Below are 20,962 nucleotides of genomic sequence, written 5' to 3'. Positions count from 1 at the left end.
TTCAGGAAGGCATCCACGGATGCCTTCCTTTTTTCTATTCCTGCGCCAGCAAGGTTTGCACGCTGGTTTCCGGCAGGCCTTTTTCCAGGCAGAGCAGGGCTTCGAATTCTGCATGGGGCAGTGGCTCGCTGAACAGATAGCCTTGATAGGTGTGGCAATTCAGCTGTTCGAGAAACGCCAGTTGCTCCACGGTTTCCACCCCTTCCGCGATGACGCTGAGATTGAGGCTGTTGGCCATGCCTACGATGGCGCGAACGATCTCGGCATCGTTGGCGTCTGTGGCGGCCTCATGTATGAACGACTGATCGATCTTCAGGACGTCTACCGGCAGGCGCTTGAGATACGTCAGGGATGAATAGCCGGTGCCGAAATCATCCATGGCGAAGCTGACGCCGATCTTTTTCAGGCGCAGCATCTTGGCGATGGTGTCGTCCAGGTTCTGGATGACAATGCCTTCGGTGATTTCCAGCTTGAGCATGGTGGGTGGCAGGCGATGGCGCTTCAGGCAGTTTTCCACTTGCTCGACGAAGTCAGTCTGGCGGAACTGGCGCGGGCTGATATTCACGGCCAGCAAAAAGTCGTTCAACGGCAGCAGGCCTTGCTGCAATAACCTGCCTCCCACCTTGCAGGCCTCTTCGAGGGCCCAGCCGCCGACTTCCAGAATCATTCCGCTTTCTTCGAGGATCTGAATGAACTGCGTAGGTGCCAGCAGGCCGTAATCGGGATGCTGCCAGCGCAGCAGGGCTTCTGCGCCGATGATCCTGTCGCTCAGGGTGTTGACCTGAGCCTGGTAGTACAAGTGCAGTTCGTTGCGGGTCAGAGCCATGCGCAGGTCGTTTTCCATGCGCAGGCGCTGGCTGGCAGCTTTCTGCATGGAGCGATGGAACAGCTGTGCGGCATTGCGCCCCGAGTCCTTGGCGCGATACAGCGCAATATCGGCGCGCTTGAGGATATCGGCTGGGTTGGAGCCATGATCGGGTATCAGGGCAATACCGATGCTCGGTGTCACTTGCAGACGCTGCCGGTCAATGAACATGGGTTCTGCCAGCAGCTTGCGCAGATTGTCGGCGAGGTCCTGTACCTGAGTGGCGACTTCATGCCGTGAGCCTTCAAGGCCGCCGATCAGCACCACGAACTCATCGCCACCCAGGCGTGCAACGGTGTCTTCAAGGCGTACGCTGGCTTCAAGGCGTGCGGTGACGATGCTCAGCACGGAGTCGCCCATCGGGTGGCCCAGTGAGTCGTTGATGTTCTTGAAGTGGTCCAGGTCGAGAAACAGCAGGGCGCCGCGCAGGTTGTCCTGCTTGAGTTGGGTGAGCTGCTGGCCGAGCCTTTCCATCAGCATGGCCCGGTTGGGCAGGTTGGTCAGCGGGTCGTGATAGGCCAGATGCTGGGCTTGCGCCTGGGCATGTTTCAGTTCACTGATGTCGCGGGCGGTCACCAGCAGGCAGGCGGTTTCATTCAGGGTGATGAGTTCGGCTGAAATATCCAGAACGAGCGGCGTGCCATTCTTGTGGCGTCCGGACATTTCCAGGTGATGGATCTTGCCTGTCGTGCGCAATTGATCGGTCAGTTGCCTGAGTTGTTCCGGCTCGACCCAGAGGCCAGCTTCAAGGGCGGTACGCCCCAGGACTTCCTGGCTGGTAAAGCCGGTCAGACGGCAGAATCCGTCATTGACCTCCACATAGTGGCCGGATTCCAGCTCGGTAATGGTGATCGAGTCCGGGCTCGAGTGAAACGCCTTGGCGAATTTCTCTTCGCTGGCCAACAGTGCCGAGCGTGCATGCTGTTGGGTGATATCCAGCAGGGTGCCGGATAGCTTCAGGGGCGCGCCGTTTTCATCCCGATACAGGCGGGCGCGGCCTTCCAGCAGGCGGAGTGCGCCATTTTTCAGTTGCAGCCGGTAAGTGATCTGGAAACTGTCGTCCTGGCTGTCGAGCACGGCGTTGTAGGCCTGGCGCATGCGGTTGCGCTCTTCGGCAGGAACGTCAGCGAAAAAGATATGCAGGGTGTCGTTGAATGGCTGTGCCGGCATTCCGTGCAACTGCGCTGCCTGCGCCGATGCATGCAGCGTGTCGCTGGGAATGTGCCAGTCCCAGGTGCCCATCTGGGCTGCCCCCAGAGCCATCTCCAGACGGTCGCGCAGTTCCTTGAGCGTTTGTTCCGCACCGATGTGCGCCATGGCGGAGCTATCTGCTGGGATGGACATGTGATCACGAGCCTTTATGAATAAAGCCTGTAAAACGATCGATTTGCATCATGTAACCCGTATATCAGGGTTCTGATGTTCTGTCTTGGAAATAAACGGCCGGTCGTCAGGCCTGTGCATCGAGGAGCGCCATGAACGCCTTGGCGGCATTGGAGAGCGTCCGTTCGGTGTGCAGGATGTAGCCTAGCTGGCGATTGAGTTGTACGCCCGGCAATGGAATGCGCGCCACCTGTTCGTCGAGCATGGTGCGTGGCAGTACGCTCCAGGCCAGCCCGATGGACACCATCATTTTGATGGTTTCCATATAGTTGGTGCTCATGGCGATGTTCGGCTTGAGGCCCTGGGCTTCGCAGAGGCCGCTGACGATGTGATGGGTAAAGGTGTTGCTGCCGGGAAAGACGGCCGGGTAGCGCACGATGTCCTCAAGTTTCATCGGGCCGCTGTTGGTCAGCGGGTGTTCCGGGGCTGCGACGAAATCCAGAGGGTCATCCCAGACCGGCACGGCGCGTACCAGCGAGTGAGGATGAGGCGCGAGGGTAATGACCGCCAGTTCTGCGCGGCCATGGAGAATCTCTTCATAGGCCACCTCCGAATCCAGAAATTGAATGTCTAGGGCGACTTCCGGATAGGCGCGGGTGTATTCACGCAGCAGCGGTGGCAGGCGGTGCAGGCCGATGTGATGACTGGTGGCCAGCGTCAGGCGGCCGGTCACTTCGCCGGTGAGGTTGGTCAGCGCCCGACGGGTGTCATCCAGCACATTGAGAATCTGGTAGGCGCGGGGCAGCAGGGCGCGGCCAGCCTCGGTCAGGCTGACTTCCCGGCCCAGGCGATCGAACAGCCGGACATTCAATTGCTGCTCGAGGCCTGCGATGCGTTTGCTGATTGCAGGCTGGGTCAGATGCAGCTGTTCACCGGCTCCCGAGAAACTGCCGGTTTCGGCAATTGCGATAAAGGCATTGAGGTTGGCAAGATCCATGGTCGGATTCCAGTTGGTTATCCAAAGCATAAAAATTATGAATTTGAGTTATTTAAGCATATTTCATAGCATTGTCCGCACAAGCCAAGGGGTCATCGATTTCCGATTGCCCAAGGCATAGAAAGAAAGCTGATGAGGAAGTACGTCCGATGGCCGGCAAAACGCTCTACGACAAGCTCTGGGATTCGCATTTGGTCAAGCAGCGCGACGATGGGTCGGCGCTGATCTACATCGACCGCCATATCATCCATGAAGTGACCTCGCCGCAGGCCTTTGAAGGTCTGCGTCTGGCCGGGCGCAAACCATGGCGCATCGATTCCATCATTGCGACCCCGGACCACAACGTTCCGACCACTGCCGAGCGCAAGGGTGGTATCGGTGCCATCGAAGACGAAGTCTCGCGTCTGCAGGTCCAGACCCTGGACGACAACTGCGACGAATACGGCATCATCGAATTCAAGATGAACGACCCGCGTCAGGGCATCGTTCACGTGGTCGGCCCGGAGCAGGGCGCTACCTTGCCGGGCATGAGCGTCGTCTGTGGCGACTCCCACACCTCGACTCACGGTGCATTCGGTGCGCTGGCCCACGGTATCGGCACTTCCGAGGTCGAGCACGTGCTTGCGACCCAGTGTCTGGTCGCCAAGAAAATGAAGAACATGCTGGTGTCGGTCGAAGGCCAGTTGCCGCCTGGCGTCACCGCCAAAGACATCGTGCTCGCCGTCATCGGCAAGATCGGTACAGCGGGCGGTAACGGTTACGCCATCGAGTTCGCCGGTAGCGCGATTCGCGACCTGTCCATCGAAGGCCGCATGACCATCTGCAACATGTCCATCGAAGCGGGCGCTCGCGTCGGCATGGTGGCTACCGATGAGAAGACCATCGAATACGTCAAGGGTCGTCCGTTCTCGCCCAAGGGCGCGGAGTGGGATCTGGCTGTCGAGGCCTGGAAAGACCTGGTTTCCGACCCGGATGCGGTGTTCGACACCGTGGTCAAGCTGGACGCTGCGCAGATCAAGCCGCAGGTCAGCTGGGGCACTTCCCCTGAAATGGTATTGGCCGTCGATCAGAACGTGCCCGATCCGGCTCAGGAAACGGATCTGGTCAAGCGTGGCTCCATCGAGCGTGCCTTGAAGTACATGGGCCTCAAGGCCAATCAGCCGATCACCGATATCCAGCTGGATCGTGTGTTCATCGGTTCTTGCACCAACTCGCGCATCGAAGACCTGCGCGCCGCTGCCGATGTCGCCAAGGGCCGCAAGGTCGCAGCGACCGTCAAGCAGGCCATCGTGGTTCCGGGTTCGGGGCTGATCAAGGAGCAGGCCGAGAAAGAAGGTCTGGACAAGATCTTCATCGAAGCCGGTTTTGAATGGCGTGAGCCGGGTTGCTCGATGTGCCTGGCCATGAACCCGGATCGCCTGGGTTCCGGCGAGCATTGCGCTTCCACCTCGAACCGTAACTTCGAAGGGCGTCAGGGTGCCGGTGGTCGTACTCACCTGGTCAGCCCGGCCATGGCGGCAGCGGCAGCGGTCAACGGTCGTTTCATCGATGTCCGTGACTTGATCCAGCACTAAGGAGCCCAGCATGAAAGCGTTTACCCAGCACAACGGCCTTGTCGCTCCTCTGGATCGTGCCAACGTCGATACCGACCAGATCATCCCGAAGCAGTTTCTCAAGTCGATCAAGCGCACGGGCTTTGGCCCGAACCTGTTCGATGAGTGGCGTTACCTGGATGTGGGCCAGCCTTATCAGGACAACTCCAAGCGTCCGTTGAACAATGATTTCGTGCTCAACCATGCCCGTTATCAAGGCGCCAGCGTGCTGCTGGCCCGCGAGAACTTCGGTTGCGGCTCCAGCCGTGAGCACGCGCCATGGGCACTGGAAGAGTACGGTTTCTGCGCAATCATCGCGCCGAGCTATGCCGACATCTTCTTCAACAACAGCTTCAAGAACGGCCTGCTGCCGATCATTCTGCCTGAAGACGAAGTCGATCAATTGTTCCAGCAGGTTGAAGCCACTCCGGGCTACCAGTTGAGCATCGACTTGCAGGCCCAGACCGTGACCCGTCCCGACGGCAAGGTCCTGAGCTTCGAGATCGACGCTTTCCGCAAGCACTGCCTGCTCAATGGCCTGGACGATATCGGCCTGACCCTGGTAGACAGCGATGCCATCGCCGCCTTCGAGAGCAAGCACCGCGCCAGTCAGCCATGGTTGTTTCGTGGCTGATCTTTGATCGCGAATGAGTTCGCTTGCAGGAGCGGACTCATTCGCGAGCCGACCCCAACAGGAGTCCCGACATGACAAACGCTGCCCACACTCAAGTCGTCCAGCGCCAGTTCGGTGAGCAGGCTTCGGCCTATCTGAACAGTGCGGTTCACGCTCAGGGTGCCGAGTTCGCGCTATTGCAGGCCGAAGTGGCCGGGCATGGCGAAGCGCGGGTGCTGGATCTGGGGTGTGGAGGGGGACACGTGAGTTTTAATGTCGCCCCTGCGGTTGGCGAAGTGGTAGCTTACGACCTCTCGCAACAGATGCTGGACGTGGTAAGTGCTGCCGCTGCAGAGAAAGGGTTGAACAACATTCGCACTGTTCGGGGAGCGGCCGAGCGTCTGCCTTTCCAGGATGGCGAGTTCGACTTCGTGTTCAGCCGCTACTCGGCCCATCACTGGAGCGATCTGGCGCTGGCCCTGCGTGAAGTGCGACGTGTTCTGAAACCGGGTGGCGTGGCTGCTTTCATCGATGTCATGTCACCGGGCAGCCCGTTACTGGATACCTACCTGCAAACGGTGGAGGTGTTGCGCGACACCAGTCATGTGCGGGATTACTCGGCTGCCGAGTGGTTACATCAGGTCAGCGATGCCGGTTTGTTCACGCGTAGCCATACGCGTCAACGCCTGCATCTGGAATACACCTCATGGGTCGAACGCATGCGTACGCCGCAGTCGTTGCGTGTTGCGATTCGTGACTTGCAGCAAGCCATGGGTGCCGAGGTTCGCGAGTATTTCGAGATTTCCGACGATGGCTCGTTCAGCACCGATGTACTGGTGCTCTGGGCGCAGCGATAAGTCTTTTGCCGTATCAAGCGTTATATACAGGTGCTGTTCGAGGCACCGATGCACAAAATTGAGGATGTTATGAGCAAGCAGATTCTGATTCTCCCAGGTGATGGCATTGGTCCGGAAATCATGACCGAAGCGGTCAAGGTGCTGGAAGTAGCCAATGAGAAGTATCAACTGGGCTTCGAGCTGACCCACGACGTGATCGGCGGTGCCGCCATCGACAAGCATGGCGTGCCGCTGGCCGACGAAACCCTGGATCGTGCCCGCGCTGCCGATGCGGTGTTGCTGGGTGCCGTGGGTGGCCCGAAGTGGGACGCGATCGAGCGTGACATTCGTCCCGAGCGCGGTCTGCTGAAGATTCGTTCGCAACTGGGCCTGTTCGGTAACCTGCGTCCGGCGATTCTTTATCCGCAACTGGCCGATGCTTCCAGCCTCAAGCCGGAAATCGTTGCAGGCCTGGATATCCTTATCGTCCGTGAGCTGACCGGCGGTATCTATTTCGGCGCGCCACGTGGCACCCGCGAGCTGGAAAACGGCGAGCGTCAGTCCTACGACACCCTGCCTTACAGCGAAAGCGAGATTCGCCGTATTGCGCGGGTCGGTTTCGACATGGCCATGGTTCGCGGCAAGAAGCTGTGCTCGGTGGACAAGGCCAACGTACTGGCTTCCAGCCAGTTGTGGCGCGAAGTGGTGGAGCAAGTCGCCAAGGACTACCCTGAAGTCGAACTGAGCCACATGTACGTCGACAACGCCGCCATGCAACTGGTACGTGCGCCCAAGCAGTTCGACGTGATAGTGACCGACAACATGTTCGGCGATATTCTTTCCGACGAAGCTTCGATGCTGACCGGTTCCATCGGCATGCTGCCATCGGCCTCGCTGGATGCCCATAACAAGGGCATGTATGAGCCTTGCCACGGTTCGGCGCCGGACATTGCCGGTCAGGGCATTGCCAACCCGTTGGCGACCATCCTGTCGGTATCGATGATGCTGCGTTACAGCTTCAACCTGACCGCTGCCGCTGATGCCATCGAACAGGCCGTCAGTCTGGTTCTGGACCAGGGCTTGCGTACTGGCGACATCTGGTCGGCCGGTAACGTGAAAGTCGGTACCCGGGAAATGGGCGACGCAGTAGTCGCCGCGCTGCGGAATCTGTAATCTCTCTGGCCCGCTGCTCGCTGTGCATGACACATGTGCGGCAGCGGTCCCACTTTTATTCAAGGTGTAGTTGCGATGAAACGTGTAGGTCTGATCGGTTGGCGTGGCATGGTTGGTTCCGTGCTCATGCAGCGGATGCGGGAAGAGCAGGACTTCGATCTCATTGAGCCGGTGTTCTTCACTACCTCCAATGTCGGTGGCCAGGCTCCGTCGGTAGGCAAGGATGTTGCGCCTCTGAAGGATGCCTACAGCATCGAAGAACTGAAAACCCTCGACGTGGTTCTGACCTGCCAGGGCGGCGACTACACCAACGAGGTGTTCCCCAAACTGCGCGAAGCCGGCTGGCAGGGCTACTGGATCGACGCGGCCTCCAGCCTGCGCATGCAGGATGATGCCGTGATCGTGCTGGATCCGGTGAACCGCAAGGTCATCGACCAGCAACTGGACGCGGGCACCAAGAACTACATCGGCGGCAACTGCACCGTCAGCCTGATGCTGATGGGCCTGGGCGGTCTGTTCGAGGCCGGTCTGGTGGAGTGGATGAACGCCATGACCTATCAGGCGGCATCCGGTGCCGGCGCGCAGAACATGCGTGAGCTGATCAAGCAGATGGGCACTGTCCATTCGTCGGTCGCCGATGACCTGGCCAACCCGGCCAGCGCCATCCTCGACATCGACCGCAAGGTCGCTGAAGCCATGCGCGGCGAAGCCTTCCCGACCGAGAACTTCGGTGTGCCGCTGGCTGGCAGCCTGATCCCCTGGATCGACAAGGAACTGCCGAACGGTCAGAGCCGCGAAGAGTGGAAAGGCCAGGCCGAGACCAACAAGATTCTGGGTCGTTTCAAGAGCCCGATTCCGGTGGATGGCATCTGCGTTCGTATCGGCGCCATGCGCTGCCACAGCCAGGCACTGACCATCAAGCTGAACAAGGATGTGCCGATTGCGGACATCGAAGGTTTGATCAGCCAGCACAACCCTTGGGTCAAGCTGGTCCCGAACCATCGCGAAGACAGCATCCGCGAGCTCAGCCCGACTGCCGTCACCGGCACCATGAGCGTTCCGGTGGGTCGTCTGCGCAAGCTGAACATGGGTTCGCAATACCTGGGCGCCTTCACCGTAGGCGACCAGTTGCTGTGGGGCGCGGCCGAGCCGTTGCGTCGCATGCTGCGGATCCTGCTGGAGCGTTGATTCGCTGAAGCTGTCAAAAGAACGCCCCTCATCAGGGGCGTTTTTTTATGGCTGCGATTCAGGGGGCCGTTTCCTGATGCTGTGTCCGGGGCCCGGCAGTGCCGGTGGCTTTGCGGCCCCAGACCTTGCCCAGTTCAATGCCCGGCAGTTCGATATAGCGGTGCGTCAGTACCGACAGCAGCAACACCATTCCTACACTGATCGCGATGATCAGATTGTCCAGCAGCATGCTTTGGGTGTGGATGTAGCGCAGGTCAACACCGGGGATGTCACTGGGAAGGTCAATCAGCAGGTCATGGCCGGTGACTTTGCCGAACAGCATCAGGCTCGTTGTCACGACGAACAGTACGATGGTGTGCGTCATGTAGATCGAAAAGGACAGGGTGCCTGCCCACTTGAACGGCCGGGCGCACAGCCCTCTCGAAATCCCGCCTGCCTCGAAGGCAAACAACCCGATCACCGCGCAGAACAGCAGGCTCAGGGAAATATTCTGTGAGGGGCCGCTGTAGGTGATCGCCATGTAGACCGTCAGCAGGGCCAGCGCCTCCAGCAGCGTCGCCCAGCCTTTATGTAGCTCAAGCCCTTTGAATCTTGAGTAGAGCCGATAAGTCATTACGCCGCTGAAGAAGCACGCCAGGCCTGTCAGGGCGCCTTCGTTGAAGAGGGTGTCTTTGAAGTACAGCGCGACGAAGGCCAGGACAGCGATGGCCGCGAATATCTGCCGCGATCTCCCGGGCAGCCCGACGGCAATCAGGGCGAAGAGCAGGTACAGATAGAACTCGACGCTGATGCTCCATGACGGGAAGTTGAACGACAAGTGGTTGAAGCCTGGCCACCAGGATTGCAGCAGCAACAGATTGGGCAGGATTTCGTCGGCAGCCCGTGGGCCGGTAAAGCTGCCCGCTGCAAACAGGATGCCTTGGTGTTCGGCGGCCAGCTTCAGCAGCTCGAACAGCAGGGCGGCCAGCAAGGTCGCCAGGTGCAGTGGATACAGACGACAGACTCGCGCAATCACAAAGCGCTTCAGCTGTGCCGTGCTGCCCAGTCGGTCGGCGTAGATGTGATAGAGCACAAAGCCGCTGAGCACGAAGAAAAAATTCACCATGTAATTGGCGTGCTTGAAAAACGCCAGCTCAGTAACGCTCTGGGTTGCATGAAAGTGATGCAGCACCACCGCAAGGGCACACAGCCCACGAAAGCTGTCGAGCACGAGAAATCGCTTCATGGCGTCGAATTCCTTAAAGGGAGATGAGGTTGCAAACGGCGCAGGAGGATGGGGCAGGGAGGGGCTGAAGCGAGAGATCGGGCACGTTACCACTGCGGCAAAGCTGCCGAGCGGGCTCTTGATGTAAAGGATCTGGAAAGACTTACCAAAGGTAGTCCATTCCCGGGTGAGGCGGTTTTTTAATTAATCCCTATATATGGGATTGTAAATTACATATTGAGATTATCTGTTCGGTGGGTTTATAGTCCGCCTCGCACTCACTTTTAAAAAAACAACAGGTGAAGCGATGGCAGCGCAATTGATCGCGCTCGATTGGGGGACAACCTCACTTCGTGCTTATCGACTTGGCGAACACGGCCAGGTCCTGGAACAGCGCTCCTTGAGCGCAGGCATCATGCAATTGCCGGATACGCCGCGGCTGATTGCGGGCACCTTGTGCAGCGATGGCTTCGAACTGGCTTTCGATCAGGCCTGTGGCGACTGGCTCGATGAGCAGCCGCATCTGCCGGTGATTGCCTGCGGCATGGTGGGCAGCGCTCAGGGCTGGCGCGAAGCCGTATACCGTGAAACCCCGGCCAGCGTCAGTGAGCTGAGCGCAGGCCTGCAAAGCGTGCGCAGCCTGCGGGGCGTCGATATCCATATCATTCCCGGCGTCTTGCAGCGCTCGACCCTGCCCAATGTGATGCGCGGCGAAGAAACCCAGGTGCTCGGTGTACTGGCTTCCCTCGACGAGGCGGCGACCCGTCGGCCCCTGTTGATCGGCCTCCCTGGCAGCCACTCCAAATGGGTGCATGTGCTGGAAGGCTGCATTGTCCATTTCGATACCTTCATGACCGGCGAGGTGTACGCCGCCTTGTGCGGTCACACCATTCTCGGTCGCACCATGCGCCCCGGCGAAACCTTCGATACCCATGCGTTCGACCGCGGGCTGTCCATTGCCCTGTCGCCCGAGGGGGCATCGGGTCTGCTGTCGACCATTTTCAGTTCCCGGACCCTGGGGCTGACCGGCCAGCTCGATGCCAGTGCCCAGCCTGACTATCTGTCCGGTCTGCTCATCGGCCATGAGCTGGAAGCCCTTAAACGAATCCAGCAAAAAACGCTGAAACCACTGCCTGCCGTGATTCTGATCGGTAGCGAGTCGCTTTGTGCGCGTTACACACGTGGCCTTGCGGCATGCGGTTTCGATCAGGTGACGACGGCCGCACAGGCGACCGAGCGAGGCCTGTGGCAGGTGGCCGTTCAGGCTGGCCTGATCGCGTCCGGGCCTTCAACAGATTCCCATGAGGTGTGAAATGCTCAAGCAAGCTCTGCAGGAAAACGGACTGGTCGCGATTCTGCGCGGCCTGCGTCCCGAAGAGGCTCCGGCCATTGGCGAGGTCTTGTATCAGGCCGGTTTCCGGGTGATCGAGGTGCCGCTCAACTCGCCGCAGCCTTACGACAGCATCACGCTGTTACGTCAGTACCTGCCTGCCGATTGCCTGGTGGGTGCGGGAACCGTGCTGACGCCGGAGCAGGTCCATCAGGTCAAGGAGGCGGGCGGTCAGGTCATTGTCATGCCGCACAGTGACCCCAAGGTCCTGCGTGCAGCCAAGGCTGCCGGGTTGTTCCTGTCGCCGGGCGTCGCCACGCCCACCGAAGCCTTTGCTGCTCTGGGCGAGGGTGCCGATGTGCTCAAGCTGTTTCCTGCCGAGCAGATGTCGCCTGCGGTGGTGAAGGCCTGGCTGGCGGTGCTGCCAGCCGGCACGGTGTTGCTGCCGGTGGGTGGCATCACGCCGCAGAACATGAAGGACTTCCTCGATGCCGGCGTCAAAGGCTTTGGCCTGGGTTCCGGGCTGTTCAAGCCAGGCATGAGCGTGGCGGATGTCGAGCAGCGCGCCAAGGCTTATGTCAGCGCCTGGCGGACTTCCAACTGACCGGCGCCTCCAGCGCTTCTTCCCATACCTATAAGAGACAGTGCACACATGAAGATCACCAAGCTCACGACCTTTATCGTTCCGCCACGCTGGTGCTTTCTGAAAGTCGAAACCGATGACGGTGTCGTCGGCTGGGGCGAGCCGGTTGTCGAAGGCCGCGCCCATACCGTCGCCGCAGCGGTGGAGGAGCTTTCCGATTATCTGATCGGTAAGGACCCGCGCAATATCGAGGACATCTGGACTGTGCTGTATCGCGGCGGCTTCTATCGCGGCGGCGCGGTGCACATGAGCGCGCTGGCCGGTATCGACCAGGCGCTGTGGGATATCAAGGGCAAGGCCCTGGGCGTTTCGGTCAGCGATCTGCTGGGCGGTCAGGTGCGGGACAAGATCCGCGTCTACTCATGGATCGGTGGCGACCGGCCAGCCGATACCGCCCGTGCTGCGAAGGAAGCGGTGGGGCGTGGTTTTACGGCCGTGAAAATGAACGGCACCGAAGAGCTGCAGTTTCTCGACACCTTCGACAAGGTCGATCTGGCGCTGGCCAACGTGGCTGCGGTGCGTGACGCGGTCGGGCCGAATGTCGGCATTGGCGTGGACTTCCATGGCCGGGTCCACAAGCCCATGGCCAAGGTGCTGATGAAAGAGCTGGACCCCTTCAAGCTGATGTTCATCGAAGAGCCGGTGCTCAGTGAAAACTACGAGGCGCTCAAGGAGCTTGCGCCGCTGACCAGCACGCCTATTGCCCTGGGGGAGCGGCTGTTCTCGCGCTGGGACTTCAAGCGGGTCCTGAGCGAAGGTTACGTCGATATCATCCAGCCGGATGCCTCTCACGCAGGCGGCATTACCGAAACCCGCAAGATCGCCAATATGGCCGAAGCCTATGACGTGGCGCTGGCGCTGCATTGCCCGCTGGGGCCGATTGCGCTGGCGGCCTGTCTGCAACTTGATGCGGCTTGTTACAACGCCTTCATTCAGGAGCAGAGCCTGGGCATTCACTACAACGAGAGCAATGACCTGCTGGATTATGTGAAGCACCCCGAAGTGTTCGATTACGACAAGGGCATGGTGAAGATCCCCAACGGACCGGGCCTGGGCATCGAGATCAATGAAGAGTACGTCAAGGAGCGTGCCGCCATCGGTCACCGCTGGCGCAACCCGATCTGGCGCCATGCCGACGGCAGCTTTGCCGAATGGTGATGGAGGTCTGAATGATCGTGCAGCCCTCGAGCGCTGCACGATCAGACATTGCAGAACGCAGTCCTCACATAAATCCAACAAGGGGCAATCTTCATGCAAACCCGCACTCTCGAAGGGGCGGCGTCTTTAGTCACGCCTACTCGCAAGCGTTTCTTCATCATGGTGCTGCTGTTCATTACGGTGGTGATCAACTATCTGGACCGCAGCAACCTGTCCATCGCGGCTCCGGCCCTGACCAGCGAACTGGGTATCGACCCGGTTCATGTGGGCCTGATTTTCTCGGCTTTCGGCTGGACCTATGCGGCCATGCAGCTGCCTGGCGGCTGGCTGGTGGATCGTGTTCCGCCGCGCATTCTCTACACCGTCGCGCTGCTGCTATGGTCGATTGCTACCGTCATGCTGGGCTTTGCGGCGAGTTTCATTGCGCTGTTCGTGCTGCGCATGGCCGTGGGTGCGCTTGAAGCGCCTGCCTACCCGATCAACAGTCGCGTGGTCACCACCTGGTTTCCCGAGCGCGAGCGGGCTACGGCCATCGGTTTCTACACCTCGGGGCAGTTTGTCGGCCTGGCGTTCCTGACGCCGGTTCTGGCCTGGCTGCAAGCTCATTACGGCTGGCATATGGTGTTTGTCGTCACCGGTGGCGTCGGCATACTCTGGGCCGTGATCTGGTATGCGGTGTATCGCGAGCCGCGTGATTTCAAAGGCATCAACAAGGAAGAGATCGACCTGATCCGCGAAGGTGGCGGGCTGGTGGATATCCAGGTCGATACCGAAAAGCAGAAGCGTGGCTTCAGTTGGCAGGATCTGGGTGTGGTGCTGAGCCAGCGCAAGCTGTGGGGCATTTATCTGGGGCAGTTCTGCCTCAATTCGACCCTCTGGTTCTTCCTGACCTGGTTCCCGACCTATCTGGTCAAGTACCGCGGTATGGACTTCATCAAGTCCGGACTGCTGGCGTCGTTGCCGTTTCTGGCGGCCTTTGTCGGCGTACTCTGCTCGGGGTTCTTCTCCGACTGGCTGATCCGTCGCGGCCATAGCGTTGGTCTGGCGCGCAAGCTGCCGATCATTGCCGGTCTGCTGATCTCCACCTCGATCATCGGTGCCAACTACGTGGAATCCACGCCGCTGGTGATTGCGTTCCTGGCGCTGGCGTTCTTCGGCAATGGTCTGGCGTCGATCACCTGGTCGCTGGTGTCGACACTGGCTCCGGCCCGTCTGCTGGGGTTGACTGGTGGCACCTTCAACTTCATCGGTAACCTGGCGGCGATTGCCACGCCCATCGTGATCGGCTTCCTGGCGTCGGGTGATTCCTTTGCGCCTGCCATCACCTACATCGCCTTGCTGGCGCTGATTGGTGCGCTGTCTTACATCCTGCTGGTGGGCAAGGTGGAGCGCATCGAGTTGTGATGGTTGGCATGCAGAAGGGCTGGCGACGATAATGCCGCCAGCTTTCCGATCTGATAAGGGCTGATATGCACAATGATCCACTCACACCTGTGAGCGCCACGGGCAAGGACTCCGCACCGACCGGGACGCAAACCCTGTTGCGCGGCCTGGCGGTGGTGCAGGCCGTGGCCAGTGGTGCCCGTGACCTGAAAGCGATTTCCAGCCTGATCGGCACCACCCGCAGCACGACCCATCGGCTGGTCAGTTGCCTGGTGGATGAGCGTTATCTTCGTGTGTTGCCCCAGGTGGGTTATCTGTTGGGGCCCAAGTTGATCGAACTGGGTTTCCAGGCTCGGGAAGAGGTGCCACTGGCCATTCTGGCCCGGCCTTATCTCGATGAGCTGTCGGAATTGACGGGCGACACCTTGCATCTGGCGATTCGCGACGCTGACGACGTGCTTTACCTGCACAAGAACCCTGGCCGCAACGGCCCGGAAATGCGTTCCCGGGTAGGGCATCGCATGCCTTTGGTGCGCACGGGCATCGGCAAGGCGTTGCTGTTGGACAGTCAGGAGTCGGAGTGGCAAAGGCTGTATGAAATCAGCCTGCCGGTTGCAGGAAAGAACCCGCAATGGCCAACGCACGAGCAGCAAACCTGGGAGCAATTGCGCCAGCGCAGGCAAGAGTATGTGCAAGGCGGCTATGCCTTCGATCTTGAGGATAACGAACCGTCGATTCGCTGCGTGGCGGCACCGGTTCGCGATGCGGGCAAGCAGATTGTCGCGGCGATCAGTATTGCCAGTACCGTGCCGTACATGCCGCTGGAGAAAATGGCCGACCTGGTGCCGGTCATCAAGGAAGCGGCGGCAAGGCTTTCGGCTGAGCTGGGCGGTTAACCCTTTGGGGAGCTAATGTGTGGGAGCGAATTCATTCGCGAATGAATTCGCCCCACAGGGTTGGTGTTGATCAGGCTTTCAGGGTCGCCATGTCGATCACGAAGCGGTACTTCACGTCACCCGCGAGCATGCGCTCGTAGGCCTCGTTGATATTGCGGATATCCAGCATTTCGATATCGCAGGTAATGTCGTTTGCCGCGCAGAAGTCCAGGACTTCCTGGGTTTCTGCAATCCCGCCGATGAGCGAGCCTGCGATCACACGACGCTTCATGACCAGATGAGCGGCGTGGATTGGCGGCTCTACCGGTTCGATCAGGCCGACCAGAATATGGACGCCGTCAAAGCTCAGGGTTTCCAGGTAGGGGTTCAGGTCGTGCTGTACCGGAATGGTGTCCAGCAGGAAGTCAAAGCGACCGGCAGCGGCTTTCATCTGTTCGGCGTCAGTGGAGACGATCACATGATCTGCGCCCTGGCGACGAGCTTCCTGGGCTTTTGATGCCGAGCGGGTGAAGAGGGTGACTTCGGCGCCCATGGCCTTGGCGAACTTGATCCCCATATGACCCAGACCGCCCATGCCGAGAATCCCGACCTTGTCGCCCGCTTTTACGCCGTAGTGCTTGAGAGGCGAGTAGGTGGTGATGCCGGCACAGAGAATCGGTGCGGCAGCCGCCAGGTCGAGTTTTTCCGGGATGCTGACCACGAATTCTTCGCGAACCACGATGCTGTTGGAATAGCCGCCCATGGTGTTGCTGCCGTCCACGCGGTCAGGGGTGGCGTAGGTCATGGTCGGACCTTCCAGGCAGTACTGCTCCAGATTGGACTGGCAGGCCGAGCACTGTTGGCAGGAGTCGACCATGCAGCCGACGCCCACCAGATCGCCCACTTTATATTTGCCAGCGTCCGGGCCGGTGGCTGTGACCTTGCCGACGATCTCGTGGCCCGGCATCAGCGGGTAAACGGCAATGCCCCATTCGTTGCGGGCCTGGTGAATGTCGGAGTGGCAGACGCCGCAGTAGAGAATTTCGATGGCAACGTCGTTGGCTCGCAGGCTGCGACGTTCAAAGGTCATGGGGGCGAGGGGGGCGGTGGCGGACTGGGCGGCGTAACCGATAGCTTTGTACATGATGTTCCTCGCGGATCAAGGGTGAATAGTGGTGACTATTTTCCGGGGAGCGGGTGCTGAGTGCCATGAGCATTCCTCCGCGAGTCATGCCTATTTCTCCGGATATGGTTAATCGTGCATGGCTGAAACGCTCATTTCTGCGATGATGCTCATGTCTGATTCTCTACCCGGTGCTCCATGTCACTCCCTCATTCTGCCGATGCCAATGCCACCCTCGTTTCCCTGATAAAGCCCTTGGCCACGCGCCCCGGCTTCATGCCGACGCTGTTGCCTGAGGTCAAGGTGGTATCGGCTTATGAGTATGTGGCCAGCAGCCCGCAGATTTATGAGCCGAGCCTTATGATCGTCGCTCAGGGCGGCAAGCTCGCGAGTCTGGGGTCGCGCACGCTGGATTACGGCGCCGGGCACTATCTGGTGCAGGCGCTTTCAGTCCCCTTCATGTGTGAAACCTTTGCCACGCCGCAGGCGCCGTTGCTGGGTGTTTCGGTGGCGATTGACCGGGTTGTGCTGGGCGAACTGGTGCAGTTGATGGGGCCGGTGCCTGATCACGCCATCGAGGCGCAGACGCCTGAGTCCATGACCTCGGCTGTGCTGGACGCGCCGATGCGCGAGAGTGTGGAGCGGTTGTTGCGCTGTCTGCATGATCCGCTGGATTGTCACGTCATGGGGCAATCACGGCTGCGGGAAGTGCTTTATGCAGCCCTGCGTGGCCCTCAGGCGGGTGTATTGCGGGCGCTGGTTGCGCAACAGAGCCATTTCGCCCGTGTCGCAGCATCTCTGGCGTATCTGCACAACCATTATGCCGAACCTTTGAATATCGACATCCTGGCGCGGCAGGCAAACATGAGCGCCTCGACCTTTCACGAACACTTCAAGCGCAGCACCTTATTGTCTCCCGTGCAGTACCTCAAGCGCCTGCGCCTGCTCAAGGCCCAGCATATGCTGGTTGCCCAGGGAATGGGCGTGGCCCAGGTCGCACACTGCGTCGGCTACCAGAGCACGTCCCAATTCAGCCGCGAATACAAACGCTACTTCGAACGCAATCCCGTAGAAGAAAGCACCTACCTGCGCATTCCCGCCTAAAACAAAAAAGCCCCCGAACAGACTGTGTGAAAACCTAGCAATCTGTCCGGCCCTTTAAGAGAATGCTCCGTATCGGAAGATACGGAGCATTTTTCGTTATGGCCTACATACAAGGAGAGTCCCGCAGCCAGACCAGCTTGTTCCCGGTCTCGCTGGAGGAACTGATCCCGGAAGATCACCTCGTACGGGTCATCGACCTGTATGTCGCCAGGCTCGATCTGGGCCAGCTCGGCTTTGAGAAGGCCCAGACCAAGGCCACTGGGCGGCCATCCTATGATCCTGCCGATCAGCTCAAGCTCTACCTCTATGGCTATTTTCAGCGCATTCGCTCGTCGCGGCGTCTAGAGGCCGAGTGCCAGCGCAACATCGAAGTGATGTGGCTGATCAACCGACTCAAACCTGACTTCAAGACCATCGCTGATTTCCGCAAGAACAACAAAGCTGCGTTTGTTACGACATGCCGGGCTTTTGTGCGGTTCTGCCGAACTGTCGGTTTGATTGCCGGTGACCTGGTTGCCATCGACGGGAGCAAGTTTCAGGCAGTCGCTTCCTCGCGGCGTCATTTGAATCTGAATCAACTCAAGCGTCAGGATGAGAAGCTGGATAAGCGGATCGCCCAATACCTGGCTGATCTGGATGCCGCTGATAAGTCTGAGGGTGAGCAAGTGGTAGATCGCACTGCGATCAAGGCGGCCTTGGCGAGGCTTGAGGCCAAGCAGCAAGACAACCGCAGTTGCCAAGCCTTAATGAAATCGATGGGGCTGGAGCAGTTCAACACGCACGAAAGCGATGCCCGAATGATGCGCACGCCCAAAGGAGCGCGTGTTGCCTATAACGTACAGACCGCCGTCGACGCAGAGCACTGCTTGATTTTGCATCACGAGGTGACGCAAGAGGGTGACGACCGCAAGCAGCTTGAACCCATGGCTAAAGCGGCCAAGGCTGAGCTGGGGCAGGAAGCGCTGACCGTGACAGCTGATATGGGCTACTCGAATGGCGAGCAGTTCCAAGCGTGTGAGGAAGCCTCCATTACCGCCTACGTGCCGCCAAACCGAACCTCCAACCCAGGCGGCGAGACATTATTCGAGCGCAAGGACTTTGCCTACGACGCCGAACAGGATCGGTACCAGTGCCCGGCAGGTCAGTGGCTAACGCTGAAGCAGCGTCACAAGGGCGACCGGATCTACCAGGCGGCAATCGGCGACTGTGCCGGGTGTGCGCTGAAACCCCAATGTACGACGGCCAAGCGCCGCTATGTCTCGCGTCACGCTCAAGAGGAAGCTTTTGAGCGTATGGCGCAGCGGATGGAGCTGCATCCAGAGATAATGGAACGGCGTAGATCCATCGTGGAACACCCGTTTGGCAATCTTAAACAATGGCTATTTGGGAACGGGCGTTTCCTGCTGCGACAACTCGAAGGCACAAGAGCTGAAATGGCTCTGGCCGTGACCGCTTACAACCTCAAGCGGGCGATCAGTGTCCTGGGTGCCAAGCAAATGATGCAACTGATGGGCTGAGGAGCCTTTTTCAGCACAAAAACAAACGCCCCGAACAAGTCGGGGCGTTTGGTCTAGGGCCTGTCAGTGTGTTTTCACACAGTCTGCGAAGGGGCTTTCTCTTGCAGCTTGCCGCTAAAAACTTGCAGCTTGTTTCACCTACATATTAGGGTAAGTAGGCCCGCCAGCCCCTTCCGGCGCCACCCAGGTGATGTTCTGCGCAGGATCCTTGATGTCGCAGGTCTTGCAGTGCACGCAGTTCTGGGCGTTGATCTGGAAGCGTTTCTCGCCATCTTCCTGGGTAATCACTTCATAAACGCCAGCCGGGCAGTAGCGCTGGGCAGGTTCGTCATAAAGCGGCAGGTTGCTGGTGATCGGGATGCTCGGATCGGTCAGCTTCAGGTGGCAAGGTTGTTCCTCTTCATGGTTGGTACTGGAGAGGAATACCGAGCTGAGCTTGTCGAAGCTGAGCTTGCCATCGGGTTTTGGGTAGTCGATCTTCTTCGAGTCGGCTGCCAGCTTGAGGCAGGCGTAGTCCGGCTTGGTGTCGTGCAAGGTGAGCGGGATCTTGCCGCCGAAAATGTTCTGGTCGATGAAGTTGAACGCGCCGCCCATGACTGCGCCGAACTTGTGCATCGCCGGGCCGAAGTTACGGCTGGCGAACAGTTCTTCATGCAGCCAGCTGGCCTTGAAGGCGTCTACATAAGAAGTCAGCACGTCGCCACCTTCCTTGCCGGCGAGCAGGGCGTCGGCCACCGACTCGGCAGCGAGCATGCCGGACTTCATGGCCGTATGGCTGCCCTTGATCTTGGCGAAGTTCAGGGTGCCCAGGTCGCAACCGATCAGCGCGCCGCCCGCGAAAACCATTTTCGGCAGGGAATTCAGGCCGCCCTTGCAGATAGCGCGGGCGCCGTAGCTGATGCGTTTGCCGCCTTCCAGATACTGCTTGATGACCGGATGGTGCTTGTAACGCTGGAATTCGTCGAAAGGCGACAGGTAAGGGTTGCTGTAGGACAGGTCGATAATCAGACCGACGACCACCTGATTGTTTTCCAGGTGATACAGGAAAGAACCGCCCATGTTTTCGTCGTCCAGCGGCCAACCAGCCGTATGCACCACAAGACCTTGCTCGTGCTTCGCCGGATCGACTTCCCAGATTTCCTTCAGGCCGATGCCGTAATGCTGGGCATCGGCTTCGCTGTCGAGGTTGAAGCGCTTGATCAGTTGCTTGCCGATATGGCCGCGGCAGCCTTCGGCGAACAGGGTGTACTTGCCGCGCAATTCCATGCCCGGGGTGTACAGGCCTTCTTTCGGGTTGCCTTCGCGGTCAACGCCCAGGTCGCCGGTGATGATCCCGCGCACTACGCCGTTTTCGTCGAACAGGGCTTCCTGGGCGGCAAAGCCCGGATAGATCTCGACACCCAGGTTTTCGGCCTGCTGGGCGAGCCAGCGGCACAGGTTGCCCAGGGAAATGATGTAGTTGCCCTGGTTGTGCATGGTCTTGGGCACGAACAGGTCCGGTACTTTCACGGACTTTTCGGCGCTGCGCAGCATATAGATGTCATCACGCTTGACCGGCGTGTTGAGCGGCGCGCCAAGCTCCTGCCAGTTCGGGAAGAGCTCGTTCAGGGCGCGAGGTTCGAATACCGCGCCGGACAGAATATGTGCGCCGACTTCGGAGCCTTTTTCCACCACGCAGACGCTGATTTCCTGGCCCGCTTCGGCTGCCTTCTGTTTAAGACGGCACGCGGCAGAAAGCCCGGAAGGGCCGGCTCCGACGATGACGACGTCGAATTCCATGTATTCGCGTTCCACAGGCTATCTCCTACTCTCAAGGCTCACGGTATTTTTTTATATGAAGCGTACAGGCCGACGTGCGGAGGCGTGAGATGCCTGCCCGTCTTTATTAAGGAGCGCATTATATCTACACCACTTTGCAGGTCCAATACAAACGTTCGTTTGAATTGGCCGCAGGCCAGATAAATCAAAGACGCGAGACTCGGAACTGGCCGATCTGTCGTATTGACCGGAAAAGGCGTTGCGGTCAAGATACGGGCGG

At 59.3% G+C, this 20,962-nt stretch carries 17 protein-coding genes; 12 read left to right on the top strand and 5 right to left on the bottom strand.

What is annotated here, in order from left to right:
• Positions 1–34 precede the first annotated feature (34 nt).
• Positions 35–2,209, bottom strand: coding sequence for a putative bifunctional diguanylate cyclase/phosphodiesterase (locus KQP88_RS14695; RefSeq protein ID WP_216703453.1), 2,175 nt, complete (start codon positions 2,207–2,209; stop codon positions 35–37).
• A gap of 106 nt (positions 2,210–2,315) precedes the next feature.
• Complete coding sequence (locus KQP88_RS14690) at positions 2,316–3,185, bottom strand: LysR family transcriptional regulator (protein WP_200995096.1); 870 nt, start codon at positions 3,183–3,185, stop codon at positions 2,316–2,318.
• A 149-nt stretch (positions 3,186–3,334) separates the two neighbouring features.
• Here KQP88_RS14690 and leuC point away from each other — a divergent pair, with 149 nt between their 5' ends.
• From leuC to asd, 5 genes are all read left to right on the top strand, one after another.
• On the top strand, positions 3,335–4,759 hold the full coding sequence (gene leuC, locus KQP88_RS14685; protein WP_216703452.1) for a 3-isopropylmalate dehydratase large subunit: 1,425 nt from the start codon (positions 3,335–3,337) through the stop codon (positions 4,757–4,759).
• Between the two features lie 10 nt (positions 4,760–4,769).
• Positions 4,770–5,411 (top strand): 3-isopropylmalate dehydratase small subunit, encoded by a 642-nt coding sequence (gene leuD / locus KQP88_RS14680; protein ID WP_200995094.1) that lies wholly within the window; start codon positions 4,770–4,772, stop codon positions 5,409–5,411.
• A gap of 71 nt (positions 5,412–5,482) precedes the next feature.
• The gene (locus KQP88_RS14675) at positions 5,483–6,247 is read left to right on the top strand and encodes a class I SAM-dependent methyltransferase (protein WP_216703451.1); all 765 of its coding nucleotides are present in this window, start codon (positions 5,483–5,485) and stop codon (positions 6,245–6,247) included.
• A 69-nt stretch (positions 6,248–6,316) separates the two neighbouring features.
• Positions 6,317–7,399, top strand: coding sequence for a 3-isopropylmalate dehydrogenase (gene leuB / locus KQP88_RS14670; RefSeq protein ID WP_025260657.1), 1,083 nt, complete (start codon positions 6,317–6,319; stop codon positions 7,397–7,399).
• A 75-nt stretch (positions 7,400–7,474) separates the two neighbouring features.
• Positions 7,475–8,587 carry an aspartate-semialdehyde dehydrogenase gene (gene asd, locus KQP88_RS14665; RefSeq protein ID WP_025260656.1) on the top strand — a complete coding sequence of 371 codons (1,113 nt, stop codon included), beginning with the start codon at positions 7,475–7,477 and terminating at the stop codon, positions 8,585–8,587.
• Between the two features lie 58 nt (positions 8,588–8,645).
• On the opposite strand, the gene KQP88_RS14660 is transcribed toward asd, so the two are convergent.
• The gene (locus tag KQP88_RS14660; RefSeq protein ID WP_216703450.1) at positions 8,646–9,812 is read right to left on the bottom strand and encodes an acyltransferase family protein; all 1,167 of its coding nucleotides are present in this window, start codon (positions 9,810–9,812) and stop codon (positions 8,646–8,648) included.
• A gap of 286 nt (positions 9,813–10,098) precedes the next feature.
• Between KQP88_RS14660 and KQP88_RS14655 the strand changes: the two genes are divergently transcribed.
• From KQP88_RS14655 to KQP88_RS14635, 5 genes are all read left to right on the top strand, one after another.
• On the top strand, positions 10,099–11,103 hold the full coding sequence (locus tag KQP88_RS14655; RefSeq protein ID WP_216703449.1) for a 2-dehydro-3-deoxygalactonokinase: 1,005 nt from the start codon (positions 10,099–10,101) through the stop codon (positions 11,101–11,103).
• A gap of 1 nt (position 11,104) precedes the next feature.
• Positions 11,105–11,725, top strand: a complete 621-nt coding sequence (locus KQP88_RS14650) for a 2-dehydro-3-deoxy-6-phosphogalactonate aldolase (protein ID WP_216703448.1) — start codon at positions 11,105–11,107, stop codon at positions 11,723–11,725.
• Between the two features lie 48 nt (positions 11,726–11,773).
• Positions 11,774–12,922: a galactonate dehydratase gene (dgoD, locus tag KQP88_RS14645; RefSeq protein ID WP_117186840.1), complete on the top strand. Its 1,149-nt coding sequence runs from the start codon at positions 11,774–11,776 to the stop codon at positions 12,920–12,922.
• Between the two features lie 93 nt (positions 12,923–13,015).
• Positions 13,016–14,326 (top strand): MFS transporter, encoded by a 1,311-nt coding sequence (locus tag KQP88_RS14640; RefSeq protein WP_216703447.1) that lies wholly within the window; start codon positions 13,016–13,018, stop codon positions 14,324–14,326.
• A 65-nt stretch (positions 14,327–14,391) separates the two neighbouring features.
• Positions 14,392–15,201 (top strand): IclR family transcriptional regulator, encoded by an 810-nt coding sequence (locus KQP88_RS14635; protein ID WP_216703446.1) that lies wholly within the window; start codon positions 14,392–14,394, stop codon positions 15,199–15,201.
• A gap of 70 nt (positions 15,202–15,271) precedes the next feature.
• Here the strand turns inward: KQP88_RS14635 and KQP88_RS14630 are convergent, their stop codons facing one another.
• Positions 15,272–16,324: an NAD(P)-dependent alcohol dehydrogenase gene (locus tag KQP88_RS14630; RefSeq protein ID WP_216703445.1), complete on the bottom strand. Its 1,053-nt coding sequence runs from the start codon at positions 16,322–16,324 to the stop codon at positions 15,272–15,274.
• Between the two features lie 177 nt (positions 16,325–16,501).
• On the opposite strand from KQP88_RS14630, the gene KQP88_RS14625 reads away from it, so the two are divergent.
• The gene (locus KQP88_RS14625; protein WP_216703444.1) at positions 16,502–17,407 is read left to right on the top strand and encodes an AraC family transcriptional regulator; all 906 of its coding nucleotides are present in this window, start codon (positions 16,502–16,504) and stop codon (positions 17,405–17,407) included.
• A gap of 98 nt (positions 17,408–17,505) precedes the next feature.
• The gene (locus KQP88_RS14620) at positions 17,506–18,924 is read left to right on the top strand and encodes an IS1182 family transposase (RefSeq protein ID WP_216703443.1); all 1,419 of its coding nucleotides are present in this window, start codon (positions 17,506–17,508) and stop codon (positions 18,922–18,924) included.
• 138 nt (positions 18,925–19,062) lie between these two features.
• Here the strand turns inward: KQP88_RS14620 and KQP88_RS14615 are convergent, their stop codons facing one another.
• Positions 19,063–20,718 carry an electron transfer flavoprotein-ubiquinone oxidoreductase gene (locus KQP88_RS14615; protein WP_216703442.1) on the bottom strand — a complete coding sequence of 552 codons (1,656 nt, stop codon included), beginning with the start codon at positions 20,716–20,718 and terminating at the stop codon, positions 19,063–19,065.
• Positions 20,719–20,962: the final 244 nt, after the last annotated feature.

Source organism: Pseudomonas lijiangensis (genome assembly GCF_018968705.1).
GTDB classification, from domain to species: domain Bacteria; phylum Pseudomonadota; class Gammaproteobacteria; order Pseudomonadales; family Pseudomonadaceae; genus Aquipseudomonas; species Aquipseudomonas lijiangensis.
The sequence above is the reverse complement of the archived record's forward strand: the minus strand, read 5'-3'. Positions and strand labels throughout refer to the sequence as shown.

Bases quoted from the DNA above. Each gene is read 5' to 3' on its own strand.
- KQP88_RS14650 (WP_216703448.1), top strand. From the start codon at position 11,105: ATGCTCAAGCAAGCTCTGCAGGAAAACGGACTGGTCGCGATTCTGCGC.
- leuC (WP_216703452.1), top strand. From the start codon at position 3,335: ATGGCCGGCAAAACGCTCTACGACAAGCTCTGGGATTCGCATTTGGTC.
- KQP88_RS14640 (WP_216703447.1), top strand. From the start codon at position 13,016: ATGCAAACCCGCACTCTCGAAGGGGCGGCGTCTTTAGTCACGCCTACT.
- KQP88_RS14655 (WP_216703449.1), top strand. From the start codon at position 10,099: ATGGCAGCGCAATTGATCGCGCTCGATTGGGGGACAACCTCACTTCGT.
- KQP88_RS14660 (WP_216703450.1), bottom strand. From the start codon at position 9,812: ATGAAGCGATTTCTCGTGCTCGACAGCTTTCGTGGGCTGTGTGCCCTT.
- KQP88_RS14690 (WP_200995096.1), bottom strand. From the start codon at position 3,185: ATGGATCTTGCCAACCTCAATGCCTTTATCGCAATTGCCGAAACCGGC.
- KQP88_RS14675 (WP_216703451.1), top strand. From the start codon at position 5,483: ATGACAAACGCTGCCCACACTCAAGTCGTCCAGCGCCAGTTCGGTGAG.
- KQP88_RS14630 (WP_216703445.1), bottom strand. From the start codon at position 16,324: ATGTACAAAGCTATCGGTTACGCCGCCCAGTCCGCCACCGCCCCCCTC.
- leuB (WP_025260657.1), top strand. From the start codon at position 6,317: ATGAGCAAGCAGATTCTGATTCTCCCAGGTGATGGCATTGGTCCGGAA.
- leuD (WP_200995094.1), top strand. From the start codon at position 4,770: ATGAAAGCGTTTACCCAGCACAACGGCCTTGTCGCTCCTCTGGATCGT.
- dgoD (WP_117186840.1), top strand. From the start codon at position 11,774: ATGAAGATCACCAAGCTCACGACCTTTATCGTTCCGCCACGCTGGTGC.
- KQP88_RS14635 (WP_216703446.1), top strand. From the start codon at position 14,392: ATGCACAATGATCCACTCACACCTGTGAGCGCCACGGGCAAGGACTCC.
- asd (WP_025260656.1), top strand. From the start codon at position 7,475: ATGAAACGTGTAGGTCTGATCGGTTGGCGTGGCATGGTTGGTTCCGTG.
- KQP88_RS14620 (WP_216703443.1), top strand. From the start codon at position 17,506: ATGGCCTACATACAAGGAGAGTCCCGCAGCCAGACCAGCTTGTTCCCG.
- KQP88_RS14695 (WP_216703453.1), bottom strand. From the start codon at position 2,209: ATGTCCATCCCAGCAGATAGCTCCGCCATGGCGCACATCGGTGCGGAA.
- KQP88_RS14625 (WP_216703444.1), top strand. From the start codon at position 16,502: ATGTCACTCCCTCATTCTGCCGATGCCAATGCCACCCTCGTTTCCCTG.